Source organism: Halomonas sp. A29, assembly GCF_046723295.1.
GTDB lineage: Bacteria > Pseudomonadota > Gammaproteobacteria > Pseudomonadales > Halomonadaceae > Halomonas.
The window spans coordinates 122,213-136,862 of the sequence record NZ_JAXQPR010000002.1 but is presented as its reverse complement, the minus strand read 5'-3'; the positions used below and the strand labels follow the sequence as shown (position 1 = coordinate 136,862).

General features: G+C 63.9%; 12 protein-coding genes. 4 read left to right on the top strand and 8 right to left on the bottom strand.

Translation table 11 applies throughout. The features are described from left to right. Nucleotides 1-163 precede the first annotated feature (163 nt). The 3 genes from trmA to SPH52_RS04050 all read right to left on the bottom strand — a co-directional run bounded on the left by trmA (nucleotide 164) and on the right by SPH52_RS04050 (nucleotide 2,750). A complete protein-coding gene (gene trmA / locus SPH52_RS04060) occupies nucleotides 164-1,273 on the bottom strand; it encodes a tRNA (uridine(54)-C5)-methyltransferase TrmA (protein WP_411793721.1) in 1,110 nt (369 codons plus the stop codon). A 40-nt stretch (nucleotides 1,274-1,313) separates the two neighbouring features. Further along, on the bottom strand, nucleotides 1,314-2,090 hold the full coding sequence (murI, locus tag SPH52_RS04055) for a glutamate racemase (RefSeq protein WP_411793720.1): 777 nt from the start codon (nucleotides 2,088-2,090) through the stop codon (nucleotides 1,314-1,316). Between the two features lie 114 nt (nucleotides 2,091-2,204). Continuing rightward, nucleotides 2,205-2,750, bottom strand: a complete 546-nt coding sequence (locus SPH52_RS04050) for a hemerythrin domain-containing protein (RefSeq protein ID WP_411794098.1) — start codon at nucleotides 2,748-2,750, stop codon at nucleotides 2,205-2,207. A gap of 250 nt (nucleotides 2,751-3,000) precedes the next feature. Between SPH52_RS04050 and SPH52_RS04045 the strand changes: the two genes are divergently transcribed. Beyond that, on the top strand, nucleotides 3,001-4,341 hold the full coding sequence (locus tag SPH52_RS04045) for a replication-associated recombination protein A (RefSeq protein ID WP_411793719.1): 1,341 nt from the start codon (nucleotides 3,001-3,003) through the stop codon (nucleotides 4,339-4,341). Nucleotides 4,342-4,392: 51 nt separating this feature from the next. Here SPH52_RS04045 and lolA read toward each other — a convergent pair whose 3' ends face one another. Together lolA and SPH52_RS04035 are read right to left on the bottom strand one after the other, a co-directional pair. Then, nucleotides 4,393-5,022, bottom strand: coding sequence for an outer membrane lipoprotein chaperone LolA (gene lolA, locus SPH52_RS04040; RefSeq protein ID WP_411793718.1), 630 nt, complete (start codon nucleotides 5,020-5,022; stop codon nucleotides 4,393-4,395). Between the two features lie 126 nt (nucleotides 5,023-5,148). Then, on the bottom strand, nucleotides 5,149-8,235 hold the full coding sequence (locus tag SPH52_RS04035; protein ID WP_411793717.1) for a DNA translocase FtsK 4TM domain-containing protein: 3,087 nt from the start codon (nucleotides 8,233-8,235) through the stop codon (nucleotides 5,149-5,151). A 204-nt stretch (nucleotides 8,236-8,439) separates the two neighbouring features. On the opposite strand from SPH52_RS04035, the gene aat reads away from it, so the two are divergent. The 3 genes from aat to infA all read left to right on the top strand — a co-directional run bounded on the left by aat (nucleotide 8,440) and on the right by infA (nucleotide 10,314). Then, on the top strand, nucleotides 8,440-9,183 hold the full coding sequence (gene aat, locus SPH52_RS04030) for a leucyl/phenylalanyl-tRNA--protein transferase (RefSeq protein WP_411793716.1): 744 nt from the start codon (nucleotides 8,440-8,442) through the stop codon (nucleotides 9,181-9,183). 12 nt (nucleotides 9,184-9,195) lie between these two features. Next, entirely contained in the window at nucleotides 9,196-9,945 is a 750-nt protein-coding gene (locus SPH52_RS04025; protein WP_411793715.1) for an arginyltransferase, read from the top strand. 150 nt (nucleotides 9,946-10,095) lie between these two features. Next, nucleotides 10,096-10,314: a translation initiation factor IF-1 gene (gene infA, locus SPH52_RS04020; RefSeq protein ID WP_010627817.1), complete on the top strand. Its 219-nt coding sequence runs from the start codon at nucleotides 10,096-10,098 to the stop codon at nucleotides 10,312-10,314. A 106-nt stretch (nucleotides 10,315-10,420) separates the two neighbouring features. On the opposite strand, the gene clpA is transcribed toward infA, so the two are convergent. The 3 genes from clpA to icd all read right to left on the bottom strand — a co-directional run bounded on the left by clpA (nucleotide 10,421) and on the right by icd (nucleotide 14,616). Beyond that, the gene (clpA, locus tag SPH52_RS04015; protein ID WP_411793714.1) at nucleotides 10,421-12,697 is read right to left on the bottom strand and encodes an ATP-dependent Clp protease ATP-binding subunit ClpA; all 2,277 of its coding nucleotides are present in this window, start codon (nucleotides 12,695-12,697) and stop codon (nucleotides 10,421-10,423) included. Between the two features lie 139 nt (nucleotides 12,698-12,836). Next, entirely contained in the window at nucleotides 12,837-13,220 is a 384-nt protein-coding gene (gene clpS / locus SPH52_RS04010; RefSeq protein ID WP_411793713.1) for an ATP-dependent Clp protease adapter ClpS, read from the bottom strand. A gap of 139 nt (nucleotides 13,221-13,359) precedes the next feature. After that, the gene (gene icd, locus SPH52_RS04005) at nucleotides 13,360-14,616 is read right to left on the bottom strand and encodes an NADP-dependent isocitrate dehydrogenase (RefSeq protein ID WP_411793712.1); all 1,257 of its coding nucleotides are present in this window, start codon (nucleotides 14,614-14,616) and stop codon (nucleotides 13,360-13,362) included. Nucleotides 14,617-14,650: the final 34 nt, after the last annotated feature.

The window sequence follows — 14,650 nt, the reverse complement described above, 5'->3', positions numbered from 1 at the left end:
AAGAATCGGCGTGACTCGCGGCCACGTGTCGGGAAGCTTACTGCAGCCCTGCGCCACACCCTATCGAGTTACCAGCCTTCTCATGGAGCATGTCGCTTGTGCATCGAGACTGAACGTTTCGCTACTTGACAACACAGGCCCTTTCCGATTTGAGGCAAGCAGGTCAGGCGGATTTCCTTTCCAGAAACACCCCACATTCACAGTGATGCGTCCAGGGAAACTGGTCGAACAAGGCGAAACGGGTCATCCGATGAGTACGGCTCAGCACCTCCAGGTTGCGTTCCAATGTTTCGGGGTTGCATGAAATATAGACGATTCGCGAATATTCGCTCAGCTGACGACAGCTGGCCTCGTCGAGGCCGGCGCGGGGCGGGTCCACCAGCACGGTGGAAAAATCGTACTCCTCCAGCGCCATTTCCGACGCTCGCCTGCCGCTTTTCTCGCCCTTGAGGGCGGCGCTGAACTCCTCCGCCGACATGCGCCCCACCACTGCGTTGCCAATACCGTTGGCCGCCAGGTTCTGCTGGGCGCTGGCCACCGAAGTGCGCGAGATCTCGGTGGCCAGCACGCGGCGGAAGTTTTCGGCCAGCGCTACGGTGAAGTTGCCATTGCCGCAATAGAGTTCGACCAGGTCGCTGTCTCGGCTATTGCGGGTCACATCCCTCGCCCAGGCCAGCATGGCGCGATTGATCTCGGCATTGGGCTGGGTGAAGCTGTTTTCGACGTGCTGGTAATGCAGGGTCCGCCCCTCCACCTCCAGCCGCTCCCAGACGTGATCCCGCTCGAGTACCAGGCGCTGCTTGCGCGAGCGGCCGATGATATGGATATCGAGGCTCCGCTGGAGCCGCCGTGCTTCCTCCTCCCACACCGCATCCAGCGGGCGGTGGTAGACGAGGGTGACCAGCGCCTCGCCGGAAAGCGTGGTCAGGAACTCGACCTGAAACAACCGTCGGCGCAGCATGTCGCTTGCCAGCAACACCTCGCGCAAGCGTGGCATCAGCTCGTTGATACGGCGGCTGGCGACGGGAAAATCGTCGAGGCGAACCACCCGCTTGTGCTTCGGGTCGTCGGGGTCGACTTCGAACATGGCATAGAAAAGGTCATCATCTTCGTGCCACACACGAAACTCGCAGCGTTGCCGATAGTGGCTCGACGGCGAGGGAAAGACCTCGAGCGCAGGCGGGTCGAAGCGCCGAAACTGCTGACTGATACGCTCGCGCTTGGCCTCGAGCTGCTGGTCATAGCGCGCGGGGTCGACAACGGGAATGGACACGGCATCTCCTGTCGTGTGCAGGGGGTATTGGACGAAAAAATCAACCGACGATCAGTAGGCGCGGTTCATCGAAACCGAAGGTGGCCATCGCACGGCATAGCCTGGCGTCAGGCGCCGTGGCCAGACTCTGGTCAAGCCCTGTCCTTGGCGCCATGTCATTGGCTACCTGCACCGTGCGCCTGGCAATGGCCTCGCCGGAATCGACCAGTTGGACCGGCCTGTGGGCGGCGGCCACGATACGCTCGCCGAGCAGCGGAAAGTGAGTGCAGCCGAGCACGACGGTATCGAGGTCGTCTACTTCCCACAGAGGCGCCGTCACGGCATCGATGACCGCCTGATCCGGCTCTTCGCCGGCCAGGAAACGTTCGGCCTCGCGTACCATCGGGTCGGCGGCCACTCGCGTGACCCGGCAATCCCTGGCGAAGGCCTCGATCAGGCGATCGGTATAGGGACGTGCCACGGTAGCGCTGGTGGCCAGCAGGCCAATATGGCGGCTGACGCTCAAGGCAGCGGCGGGCTTGATCGCCGGCACCGTGCCCACCACCGGCACCGTCAAGTGTGAGCGCAAGGCATCCAGCGCCAGGGTACTGGCAGTGTTGCACGCCACCACCAGCACGCAGCAACCGCTGGCGGCCACTGCGGCTTCACATACCGCAAGAATACGTTCCACCAGCCAGTCGTCGGGGCGCATGCCGTAGGGCAGCATGGCGTTGTCGCAGGCATAGACCAGCGCGGCATCGGGCAGGTGATGTCTGAGCGGCGGGACGACAGACAAGCCGCCGACGCCGGAATCGAAGATCAGTATCGGGCCGGACATGGCGAAACGGCGTTCATGGTTAGTCGCTCGGCTGCTGCGAAGAAGCGCCTATTCTAGCAGCATGCCGAGCGAGCAGAAGCCTCCGTTCGCCGGTCGGTATGGCGTCGCCTGCTATCAGGCAGTCGATTCCGCAGTTTCGCGCAGCTCGGCGTATAGCTCCGGATAGGCTTCTTGGAGCCGCTCCAGCTTGGCCGCCGCCCCCTCGGGCAGCGCCTGGGCCAGGCGTTCCAGGTCATGGTCGTCGAAGTGATCACCAATCAGCGGGAAGAGCAGTTCGCGCTCGTCACGCAGATAGGCACGATGCGCATCGAGGTAGGCCTTCAAGTCGGCGGCGAAGCGATCCATCGGAACCACTGCGTCCATGAGGATCATGTCGATATCATTGGACAACTGCATCAGGCGCGGCCTGAGGGCCTGGTAGTCGCTCGACAGACGTTCGGTGAGTTCCTTGCTCTCGGGAGCCAGGGCTTGCAGCCTCTCCGAGCAGACACGTTCCAGCGGAACGGTGAACCCCTCCATGTAGTCGAGGATATAGTCGACAACTTCCCGAACCAGCTGGAAATTGGGGCGTTCACCAACTGCCAATGCCTTTTGCTTGAGCTGAAGAACGTGCAACATGCGCGCCATATTGGCATGATCCTGACGCAACTGGGTCAGCATGGGCATGTCGAGGCCTCCTCTAACGATGAGCGGGTATAGGAATTGGATTCACGGGACGGGAGCAGGTTCAGTCTTGTCGCTATCGGGCTACGGCCTCGTCGCAAACAGGACACGTCACAAATGGCAGGATGCAGCTTCCAACCTAGACCCTTTGGCTCGATCTCGCACATCGTCTAAGGTCGTATTGCCAGTTCCGGACAACTACGCATCCCACGCCTCGCAGCTCAAGCCAGCACAAGGAGAACTCCCCATGGACCTTTTCGGCCAGGCGCCTGACACCGCTGCACCGCTGGCCTTTCGCATGCGCCCCCGGCACTTCGACGACTACGTGGGCCAGCAGGCCCTGGTCGGCCCGGGCAAGCCGCTGCGGCGCATGGCCGAAACCGGCAGTGTGCGTTCGATGATCCTGTGGGGGCCGCCCGGCACCGGCAAGACCACCCTGGCCGAGATCCTCGCCGAGCACTCCGGCGCCCACCTGGAACGGCTGTCGGCGGTGATGGCCGGGGTCAAGGAGATCCGTGCCGCGGTGGAACGCGCTCGCGCCGTCCAGGCCCATGGGCGCCCCACTCTGCTGTTCCTCGACGAGATCCACCGGCTCAACAAGAGTCAGCAGGACGCCCTGCTGCCCCACGTGGAATCGGGCCTGCTGACACTGATCGGCGCCACCACGGAGAACCCTTCCTTCGAGGTCAACTCCGCCCTGCTCTCGCGTGCCCGCGTGTACGTACTCACTGCGCTCGACGATGAGGAACTCGTCGACGTCATGCGACGCGCGCTGAGCGACGCCGAGCGGGGGCTGGGCGAGCGCCGTATCGTCGTCGATGATGAAGTACTGGGCATGCTGGCCCGTGCCGCCGCCGGCGATGCGCGTCGAGCCCTGGGCATGCTGGAAACCGCCTGCGACTTCACCGTGCCCGAGGACGATGGCGAGCGCCTCCCCCGAGAAGCGCTGGATGCCGCGCTCGGCCACCAGGCCAGCGCTTTCGACAAGCAGGGCGACTACTACTACGACCTGTTATCGGCGATCCACAAGTCGATACGCTCGTCGCGCCAGGACGCCGCCCTAGTCTACATCGCCCGCTTCATGCAGGGCGGTGGTGACCCGCTGGACGTGGTGCGTCGGCTGGCGGCGATCGCTTCGGAGGACGTCGGCAACGCCGACCCGCGCGCCCTGCCGCTGGTCATGGCGGCCTGGGATGCCTACCTGCGCCTGGGCGACTACGAAGGCCAGCGCGCCATCGCCCATGCCGCCATCCACCTCTCCATCGCCCCCAAGAGCAACGCCATCGACCAGGCCTGGAAGCGCGCCAAGGCCTACGTGGCCGCCCAGCCACGCCTGGAGGTGCCCACCTACCTGCGCAACGCCCCGACCAAGCTGATGGAGTCGCTGGGCCACGGTCACGGCTATCGCTACGCCCACAACGAACCGGAAGGCTACCCGGCGGGCAGCGCTCACGACTGCTGGCCGGAAGGCCTGCCCCACGAGGCTTTCTACCAGCCCAGCGAACATGGCCAGGAGAAGCGCTACGCCCAGCTGATGGCTTGGCGCGCCGAGCTGGATGCCCGGGCCGAACGGGGTGACGGCGAGTAGTGGAGACGCAAGCGCCGCCTCGAGGGCGGCGCTTAACGGTAGCTTGAGCGGTCAGTGAGTGTCGCGGATCACGTCGGCCCCGTCGGGGATGTCGAACCTGAAACGGCTGTCGTCGATGGCGTGGTTGGTGCGCACGTCACTGAACTCGATGACGGTTTCCTGGCCCGTACTGTCGATCATCTGCAGGGCCGAGAGCTGCTCACCGTTGAAGGTCATCTGCAGCTCTTCGAACAGGGTATCGGGCGACTTGGGTACCAGCCGGAACGTCTCGTTGCCGCCCTCCTGCTGGCGCGACACCTCATAGCTCTCGGTCAGCTCACGTGCGCTGCCGGAGAGCAGCAGGGCCGGTGTGTGGGTGACCCGCTGGTCGAGGGCCTGCACGGTGACCTGTTCCAGGTCGGGGTCGTAGAGGAATACCTCGCTGCCGTCGGAGATCACTTCCTGCTGGTAAGGGGCGTCGACCTCCCAGCGGAACTTGCCGGGGCGCGACAGCCACATCTGGCCGTTGGCCTGCTGCAGACGCTGGCCGCTACCATCCAGGATCAACTGCTCGAAACGCGCTTCGACGGTTTCAAGCGGCTCCAGCATGCGGGTCAGGCGCTCGGCGCCTTCGCTGGCCAGGGCGGCTGCCGGCATGACAAAGGTCAGGGCCAATGCAGTCAGTGTCTTCTTAACGCTCATCGTGTCTCTCCCTAACGAGGGTCCTGAATGGATCCTGTCATTCGGACCCGCTTCGCACCGGCGGGTTGCATGGCCGCCGACGCTTTCATGATTGCTGCATGGTTGTCGCCTGGCACCGACGCCGGCTCAGTTGCCCACCGGCGGCGGAGCCAGCACCTCGCGGCCACCGTTGGAGCCCATCGAGGAAACCACGCCGGCCGCCTCCATGGCCTCCACCAGGCGCGCGGCCCGGTTGTAGCCGATCTTGAAGCGGCGCTGTACCGCCGAGATGGAGGCGCGGCGGCTCTCGGTAACGAACTGCACCGCCTCGTCGTAGAGCGCATCCTGCTCGGCATCGCCGCCACCTTCGCTGCCGTCGGCCTCGAGCCCGGTCAAGGCGTCCGCCGAAACACCGCCAGCGAGGATCTCATCGATGTATTCCGGCTCGCCGCGACGCTTCCAGTCCTCGACCACCCGGTGTACCTCGTCGTCATCGACGAAGGCGCCATGCACGCGGGTCGGCAATCCTGAACCGGCCGGCAGATAGAGCATGTCGCCGTGGCCCAGCAGGTTCTCGGCACCTCCCTGGTCGAGGATGGTGCGCGAGTCGACCTTTGACGATACCTGGAAGGCCATGCGCGTGGGGATGTTGGCCTTGATCAGGCCAGTCACCACGTCCACTGAGGGGCGCTGGGTGGCGAGGATCAGATGAATACCGGCAGCACGGGCCTTCTGCGCCAGACGGGCGATCAGTTCCTCGACCTTCTTGCCGACGATCATGAACATGTCGGCGAATTCGTCGATCACCACCACGATGTAGGGCAGCTTCTCCAGAACCGGCGGTGGCTCGTGCATTTCCCACAGCTGCGGCTCCCACAGCGGGTCGGCCACCTGGGCACCGGCTCGCTCGGCCTCGTCGAGCTTGCCGTTGAAACCGGCGATGTTGCGCACGCCCATAGCGGCCATCAGCTTGTAACGCCGCTCCATCTCGGCCACGCACCAGCGCAGCGCATTGGCCGCCTCTTTCATGTCGGTGACCACCGGTGCCAGCAGATGTGGAATGCCGTCGTAGACCGACAGCTCCAGCATCTTGGGGTCGACCATGATCAGGCGCAGCTCCTGGGGCGTGGCCTTGAGCAGCATCGAGATCAGCATGGCGTTGACGCCCACCGACTTGCCCGAGCCCGTGGTACCGGCCACCAGCAGGTGGGGCATCTTGCCCAGGTTGGCCACCACGGGGCTGCCGCCGATGTCCTGGCCCAGCGCCATGGTCAGCGCCGAGGCCTCCTGCTGGTAGCGGTCGGAGTCGATGACTTCGCGCAGTCGGATCATGGCCCGGTGCGGATTGGGAATCTCAATGCCCACCGTGGGCCGCCCGGGAATCACCTCTACCACGCGCACGCTCTTGACCATCAGCGAGCGCGCCAGGTCCTTGGCCAGGTTGCTGATCTTCGAGACTTTCACGCCGGCGGCGGGCTTGATCTCGAAGCGGGTGATGACCGGGCCCGGCCAGGTGTTCACCACTTCGGCCTTGACGCCATATTCGCGCAGGCGCGTCTCGAGTAGCTCGGCCATGTCGGCCAACTGCTGCTCCGTGTAGTTCTGCTGATGCGGTTCAGCTGGTGTGAGCAGGCGCAGGCTGGGCAGCTCACCGTCCGGCTCCGGCATGTCGTCTAGCACGGGGCGTTGGCTCTGCAAGTGCTCTACCGTCCACAGCGTCGGGCCATCGGGCTCAGCCGCCGCGGCACGCGCCTGCTCGGCGGTAGCCACACGCCCCCCGCTTTCTTCGCTCTCGGCGCCATCGTCCTCGGCGGTCAATGTCTTCTCGGCTGACTCCCGCCAGGCTCGCAGCCCCTCGGCCTGATCGCCGTATGAAGCGGAGCGCATATCCGGACTTGGGGCCTGAGCCGCCCTTGCATCCTCGGCATAGGCCTCTTCGTCGTCCTCGCTATCGTCCTCGAACGTATCGCGACCGATATCGTTCCAGTTCAGGCGCGGTTCCTGCGCGTCGGCGGGCTCCTGCGGTTGCAGGTCGCCCAGCTCGGGCTCACGCCGACTCTCCTCTCGTGACTTGTCTCGCGCACTGGCATCGCGTCCCCGTAGCGGCGGCGCGACCTCGGGTTCCGGCGGCTGAATACCGGTGGGGGGCACAGTGCTGGGCTCGGGCGACTCCGTATCGTCGGTGGCGCGCAACGGCATGGCCGAGGCGGGAAGCGGGTCGTCATCGCGGCTGGCTTTCAGCGCAGCCGCGGCGAGTGGCCCCGCAGCGCGCACATCGCCAGAATTGGGCGCAGGCGTCACGCCAGCAGGTCGTGGAGCGGCGGCCGTCTGCTCCTGGCGCGCCGCATAGGCAGCCTCGGGACGCTTGGCCGAAGGCGTGCGCTCGGGTACCTCCCAAGGGATATCGGTGTCACCGTCGTCACCAAATGACGGCGCCAGACCTGGCTCGCGCAAGGATGGCACCTCCCCTTCGCCCCCGGCATCGCGACGTAGCCAGAAACGCCAGCGGCGGCGCGGTGCCGCGACGGTCGTCTCCGGCTCATCCTCCGCCTGGCTGTCGTCGTCGTCCCAATGCGGCTCATGGCGGTCGCGAGCCAAGCCGAAGGGGGAAGCCGCCCAGCGCCACAGGCGCAAAAAGCGATGGCCGAGCTCATCCATTACCGTCAGCCAGGAGAGGCCGCTGAACAGCGGAAAGCCGCACAGCATCGCTGCCACCGCCAGCAGGCCGGTGCCGCCCGATTCGACCAGCGGCACCAAGGCACCGACCAGCCCTTCGCCGAGAATGCCTCCCGAGGCATAGGGCAGGATGCTGTCCGGATTGTAGAAATGCAGTGCCCCCAGCGTGGTAGTGCCCAGCAACAGCAGCACCAGCCCCCCCAGACGCACGGCCACGGCAGTGGCATCCCATTCGATCCTGACCTTGCGCGTGCGAATCAGCCGCCACCCGGCAAAGCCCAGCATGCCAGGCCACCACAGGGCACTGGCGCCGAACAGCGAATAGAGCACGTCGGCCAGCCAGGCGCCGAAGGGGCCCATCCAGTTGGCAACGTCGGTTTCCGGGCCGCGACGGGACCAGCCCGGGTCCGTAGGCTGATAGCTGAACAGGGCCAGCAGCAGGAACACACAAGCCGCCAGCAGAATGATGGTCGCCCCTTCCCGGGCCACGCCCTGCAGGTGAAGCGCCAGGCGCGTGGTCGACTGCTCGGGGTTCTCCTCCGCTGCGCGCCGGGGCACGTCCTTTTCCTTTACACTCAACTCACCAACCCCCTAGCACCGTACCGGGACGGTGCCTTTCCGACTTACATGAAGCAGAATGAATCAGCCGCCATCATACCGGGACTGCAGCCCTCGGCACAGAGGCCATGACGGTCGCTTGAGCCAAATCGACTCCAGCGTCAGACTAGTTAAAAATCCATGCTGACTAGGAGCGCCGTAGCAATGCTGTCCTGGCTTCCCGAGCGCCCCGTGCGTTTCCCTCCTGTATCTAGCGCCCTGCGTGATCCGGAGGGCCTGTTAGCAGCGGGCGGAGAGCTCACCCCGGAGTGGCTGCTGGCGGCCTATCGACGTGGTATCTTCCCTTGGTACAGCGATGGCCAGCCGATCCTGTGGTGGTGTCCAAATCCACGCATGGTACTGTTTCCTGACGAACTTCGCGTTACACGAAGCCTGGGGAAACGGCTACGCAACGGTGGATTTCGCGTCACCTTCGACCAGCAGTTCGAAGCCGTGATGACCGCTTGCGCCGCCCCACGCAGCGGCCAACCCGGCACCTGGATAACCACAGAAATGCATGCCGCCTACATCGCTCTGCATCGGCTCGGCTATGCCCGATCGGTGGAGGTCTGGCAGGCAGGCGAGCTGGCCGGCGGACTCTACGGCGTGGCCATCGGGTCGGTATTCTTCGGCGAGTCGATGTTCTCGCGCGCCAGCGACGCCTCCAAGGTCGCCCTGGTGCATCTGGTACGCGCCATGCGCGCCGGTGGCGGCCGCCTGATCGATTGTCAGATGCATACCAGGCATCTCGCCAGCCTGGGCGCGCGGGATATCGCCCGCACCGAGTTCATCAACTATCTTGAATCATGCCTGGCGACATTGGAGCCCACGGACAGCCAGCACCCGCTACCCTGCTGGTCGTGGCCCGATGACTCACCATGCGCCGAGACCTTGACCGCTCTCACTTAGGAGGCGAACAACGTGAGCAGCAATACGCCTCGCCACCCGATAAGGGACCTTCGCTTCTTCCTGACGGTGCCCCACGCCTGCAGCTACCTGGAGGGGCATGAAGCCACGACCCTGTTTCTCGACCCTCAGGAGTCCCATGGGCAAGGAATCTACGATTCGCTCGCCCTGCTTGGATTTCGACGTAGCGGACACCATCTCTACCGGCCGCATTGCGAGGGCTGCAATGCCTGCGTCTCGGTACGCATACCTGTCGATGACTTCCAGCCCAGCCGCAACCAACGACGGGTGGCCAGGCGCAATGCGGACCTGCGCCTGATCGAACGCCCGGCGCTGTTCGACCCCGAGCACTACGCGCTGTATGAGCGCTATATCCAGATCCGCCACTGGGACGGCGACATGTACCCGCCGAGCCGAGAACAGTACCGCACCTTCCTGACCTTGGACGAGCCCTATTCGCGGCTGCTCGAATTCCGTCTCGGCGAACGCCTGCTCGCCATTTCCGCCTTCGATCGCCTCGAGCATGGGCTCTCGGCCATTTATACCTTCTTCGATCCGGACTCCGAATGGGAACGCCGCTCGCTCGGCACCTTCGCCGTGCTGAGCCTGGTCAACGAGGCCTATCGTGAGGGACTGCCCCACGTCTACCTGGGCTACTGGATTCGCGAGTGCCGAAAGATGGCCTACAAGGAGACCTACCGCCCTCTGGAAGCGCTCGAGGGACGTCACTGGAGACGCCTTCTGCCCACGACGGCATCGACATGATTCGGCCTGCTTTGCCTTGACGCCCGGCTTGCGGCACAATATCGCGCTATCCTTGGCACGGACGCAGCATCAGCGCGTACGATGCCGTGCTGCACATAAGCCGCTGCATCAGGCACGGCACCCCAACGTCATCAGCGAGGAACCGCCTATATGGCACGTGAAGACCATATCGAAATGGAAGGCGTCGTCGTCGATACCCTTCCCAACACCACCTTTCGCGTCGAGCTGGAGAACGGCCACGTCGTGACTGCCCACATCTCGGGCAAGATGCGCAAGAACTACATCCGTATTCTCACCGGTGACAAGGTCAAGGTCGAGCTGACTCCCTACGACCTGACCAAGGGCCGCATCGTCTACCGCTCGCGCTGAACATCTGATCGCCTCGGCGGCACTACCAAGCGGCTCCTCTCCCAGACACGACAACGCCCCGTCCGAAGACAGGGCGCTGTGCGAAGGTCGAGGCCGTCCGGTAACGTCAGGGGGCGTCGGCCATTTCCGATTCCGTGGAAAGATGCAGCTCGCCATCCTCCACCGTGACGTGCACCACCCCGCCGTGTTCGGATAGCTCTCCGAACAGGATCAGCTCTGCCAAGGGCTTCTTGAGCTTGTCCTGGATCAACCTCGCCATGGGCCTTGCGCCCATGCTGGGGTCGTAACCCTGCTCGGCCAGCCAGTCGCGCGCGGTCATGTCCACATCCAGCTGCACCCGTTTCTCGTCGAGCTGCGCCTGCAGCTCCACCAGGAACTTGTCCACCACGCTGCGTACCACCGAGGTGGGCAGGGAGTGGAACTGGATGATGCCGTCCAGGCGGTTGCGGAACTCCGGCGAGAAGGTCTTGCGGATCACCTCCATGGCATCGGAAGAATGATCCTGGGTCTGGAAGCCGATGGAGCGTCGTGCCTGCTGCTCGGCCCCGGCATTCGAGGTCATGACCAGGATCACGTGGCGGAAGTCCGCCTCGCGGCCGTTATTGTCGGTCAGGCGGCCATGGTCCATCACCTGCAGCAGCAGGTTGAAGACTTCAGGGTGTGCCTTCTCGATCTCGTCGAGCAGCAGCACACAGTGCGGCTGCTTGGTGATGGCCTCGGTGAGCAGGCCGCCCTGGTCGTAGCCGACATAGCCGGGAGGCGCACCGATCAGCCGCGACACGGTGTGACGCTCCATGTACTCCGACATGTCGAAGCGCACCAGCTCGATACCCATGATCCGCGCCAGTTGGCGGGCCACTTCGGTCTTGCCCACCCCGGTAGGGCCGGCAAAGAGGAAACTGCCCACCGGCTTGTCGGGTGACTTGAGCCCGGCCCGCGACAGCTTGATGGCGGCGGAGAGGCTGTCGATGGCCTCGTCCTGACCGAACACCAGCATCTTGAGGTCGCGGTCGAGATTCTCTAGCAGCTTGCGGTCGGAGCTGGAGACGCTCTTCGGCGGAATTCTCGCGATGGAGGCGACCACAGCCTCGACCTGATCCACGTCGATGGTATCGACCCGCACCTCCGGCGGCAGCAGCCGCTGGTGGGCACCGGCTTCATCGATCACGTCGATGGCCTTGTCGGGCAGGTGGCGGTCGTTGATGTAACGATCCGCCAGGCGTGCCGCGCTCTCCAGTGCCGCGTCGGTGTACTTGAGGCGATGGTGCTCCTCGAAACGTGAACGCAGGCCCTTGAGGATGCGAATGGTGTCGTCCACCGAGGGGGCCATGATATCGACCTTCTGGAAGCGGCGCGCCAGTGCACGGTCCTTCTCGAAGATGCCGCGGAACTCCTGGAAAGTGGTGGAACCGATACAACGCAGATCCCCCGAGGAGAGCAGCGGCTTGAGCAGATTGGAGGCATCCATCACCCCGCCGGAGGCCGCCCCGGCACCGATCACCGTATGGATCTCATCGATGAACAGGATGGCATTGGGCTGCTTCTTGAGCTCCGCCAGCAGGCTCTTCAGGCGCTTCTCGAAGTCACCACGGTACTTGGTACCGGCCAGCAACGCCCCCATGTCGAGCGAGTAGACTACGGCGTCACCGATGACTTCGGGGACGTCCTCCTCGACGATGCGCTTGGCCAGCCCCTCGGCAATGGCGGTCTTGCCCACGCCGGCTTCGCCCACCAGCAGCGGATTGTTCTTGCGCCGCCGGGCGAGAATCTGGATCACCCTCTCCAGCTCGTGCTCACGGCCGATCAACGGATCGATCTTGCCCATCCGCGCCTGCTCGTTGAGGTTGGTGGCGTAGCCGGTCAGCGGGTTGGCGCTGGTCTCGCCACCGCCCTCTTCGGCCTCCTCGGCATCGCTGGGCGAAGACGAGGGGTTCTGGCCGTGGCCGGCCACCTTGGAGATACCGTGGGCGATGTAATTCACCGCATCGACCCGGGCCACGTTCTGCTGCTTCAGGAAGTAGACCGCCTGGCTCTCCTGCTCGGAGAAGATGGCGACCAGCACGTTGGCCCCGGTGACCTCGCTCTTGCCCGAGGACTGCACGTGGAACACAGCCCGCTGCAACACGCGCTGGAAACCCAGTGTCGGCTGGGTCTCGCGGTCGCTCTGGTCCTCCGGAATCAGAGGAGTGGTGGAGTTGATGAAATCCTGCAGGTCGGACCGCAACTTGTCGAGGTTGGCCCCACAGGCTCTCAGCACGTCTGCCGCTGATGCGTTATCGAGCAGTGCCAGCAGCAGGTGCTCCACGGTCATGAACTCGTGGCGCTTGGAGCGGGCCACGGTAAACGCCGTGTTCAGGGTCAGTTCAAGTTCTTTGCTCAGCATGGCAGTCCCCTTCTCGCCGCTTAGGGCTTGCATCGGATCTTTCGTGGTCCGGCACCTTCAACATCGGGCACAAACGCTGCCGTTGCAAGTCTCATCCTCAACGACTGCCATTCCTACCCCGTCTCTAGCAGACCGGGAGTCAGTCCGCCGCCTCGATATCGCTGAGCAGCGGGTGCTGACACTCTCTTGCATATTGATTGACCTGATGGCTTTTGGTTTCCGCAATGTCGCGGGTAAAGATGCCGCAAGTGGCCTTGCCCTGGGTGTGTACCGTGAGCATTACCTGCACGGCGGTCTCACTGTCCATGTGGAAGAAGCTCTGCAGCACTTCCACCACGAACTCCATGGGGGTGTAGTCGTCGTTATGCAATACCACCTTGTACATCGGCGGGCGGGCCACCTCGGGGTCGGCCGGCTGAACCGCCAGGTCGCCCTCGTCTTCCTGCTCGGGACGCGGTGGCCGCGTCATGCCTGCCACGACACCGACCGACTCCCACCCGCTCGGGTCTTCAGTCTTGAACATAAAAGCCACACACCATCTCGGCAAGCCGACCAATTGACGTCTCAGGTTAGACGAGAACGGGTCGACAGGGTTCAGGTTGATACGCAAAAAGGCCCTCGTCCGCCTGGCGAACGAGGGCCCCGATGGACTGGCGAGCCGCTTACATGTTGTCCGCAACGGCCTGCCCAAACTCGGAGCACTTCAACAGCTTGGCATCGTCCATCAGGCGATGGAAGTCATAGGTGACCTCACCCTTGGAAATCGCCTTTTCCATGCCCTGGAGAACCAGGTCGGCCGCTTCGACCCAGCCCATGTGACGCAGCATCATCTCGGCCGAGAGGATCAGCGAACCGGGGTTGACCTTGTCCTGGCCGGCGTATTTCGGCGCGGTGCCGTGAGTCGCTTCGAACATGGCCACGTTGTCGGAGAGGTTTGCGCCCGGCGCAATGCCGATGCCACCCACTTCGGCCGCCAGGGCGTCGGAGAGATAGTCACCGTTGAGGTTCAAGGTGGCAATGACATCGTACTCGGCCGGGCGCAGCAGGATCTGCTGGAGCATGGCATCGGCGATGACGTCCTTGACCACGATGTTCTTGCCGGTCTTGGGGTTCTTGAACTGCATCCAAGGGCCGCCGTCGAGCAGCTCGGCGCCGAACTCTTCCTTGGCGATCTCGTAACCCCAATCCTTGAAGGCACCTTCGGTGAACTTCATGATGTTGCCCTTGTGCACCAGGGTCAGCGACTCGCGGTCGTTGTCAACGGTGTACTGCAGAGCCTGACGCACCAGTCGCTTGGTACCTTCCACGGAAACCGGCTTGACACCGATACCGCAGTTCTCGGGGAAGCGGATGTTGGTGACACCCATCTCCTCGCGCAGGAACTTGATGACCTTGTCGGCTTCGGCGCTACCCGCCTTCCACTCGATACCGGCGTAGATGTCTTCGGAGTTCTCGCGGAAGATCACCATGTCGACGTCGGCAGGCTTCTTGACCGGGCTTGGCACACCTTCGAACCAACGCACCGGGCGCAGGCAGGTGTAGAGGTCGAGCTTCTGGCGCAGGGCCACGTTCAGGGAGCGAATGCCACCGCCCACGGGAGTGGTCAGCGGGCCCTTGATGGAGACGACGTAGTCCTTGACGGCTTCGAGAGTCTCTTCGGGCAGCCAGGTATCGGCGTCGTAGACCTGGGTGGCCTTCTCGCCGGCATAGACTTCCATCCACTCGATCTTGCGCTCGCCGCTGTAGGCCTTCTGCACGGCGGCATCGATGGCGATCTTCATCGCCGGCGTCACGTCGACGCCGATACCATCACCCTCGATGTACGGGATGATGGGATTGTTCGGCACGTTCAGGGTGTTGTCAGCGTTGACGGTAATCTTCTCGCCGCCTTCAGGGACGACAATTTTCTGGAACCCCATTGAGAACTCCCCTGTCTGGTCTATTCAGTGGAGC

Excerpts from the sequence above, each read along its gene's own strand:
- murI (WP_411793720.1), bottom strand. The coding sequence starts at position 2,090 with ATGTCCGGCCCGATACTGATCTTCGATTCCGGCGTCGGCGGCTTGTCT.
- SPH52_RS04050 (WP_411794098.1), bottom strand. The coding sequence starts at position 2,750 with ATGCTGACCCAGTTGCGTCAGGATCATGCCAATATGGCGCGCATGTTG.
- SPH52_RS04045 (WP_411793719.1), top strand. The coding sequence starts at position 3,001 with ATGGACCTTTTCGGCCAGGCGCCTGACACCGCTGCACCGCTGGCCTTT.
- lolA (WP_411793718.1), bottom strand. The coding sequence starts at position 5,022 with ATGAGCGTTAAGAAGACACTGACTGCATTGGCCCTGACCTTTGTCATG.
- aat (WP_411793716.1), top strand. The coding sequence starts at position 8,440 with ATGCTGTCCTGGCTTCCCGAGCGCCCCGTGCGTTTCCCTCCTGTATCT.
- infA (WP_010627817.1), top strand. The coding sequence starts at position 10,096 with ATGGCACGTGAAGACCATATCGAAATGGAAGGCGTCGTCGTCGATACC.
- clpA (WP_411793714.1), bottom strand. The coding sequence starts at position 12,697 with ATGCTGAGCAAAGAACTTGAACTGACCCTGAACACGGCGTTTACCGTG.
- clpS (WP_411793713.1), bottom strand. The coding sequence starts at position 13,220 with ATGTTCAAGACTGAAGACCCGAGCGGGTGGGAGTCGGTCGGTGTCGTG.
- icd (WP_411793712.1), bottom strand. The coding sequence starts at position 14,616 with ATGGGGTTCCAGAAAATTGTCGTCCCTGAAGGCGGCGAGAAGATTACC.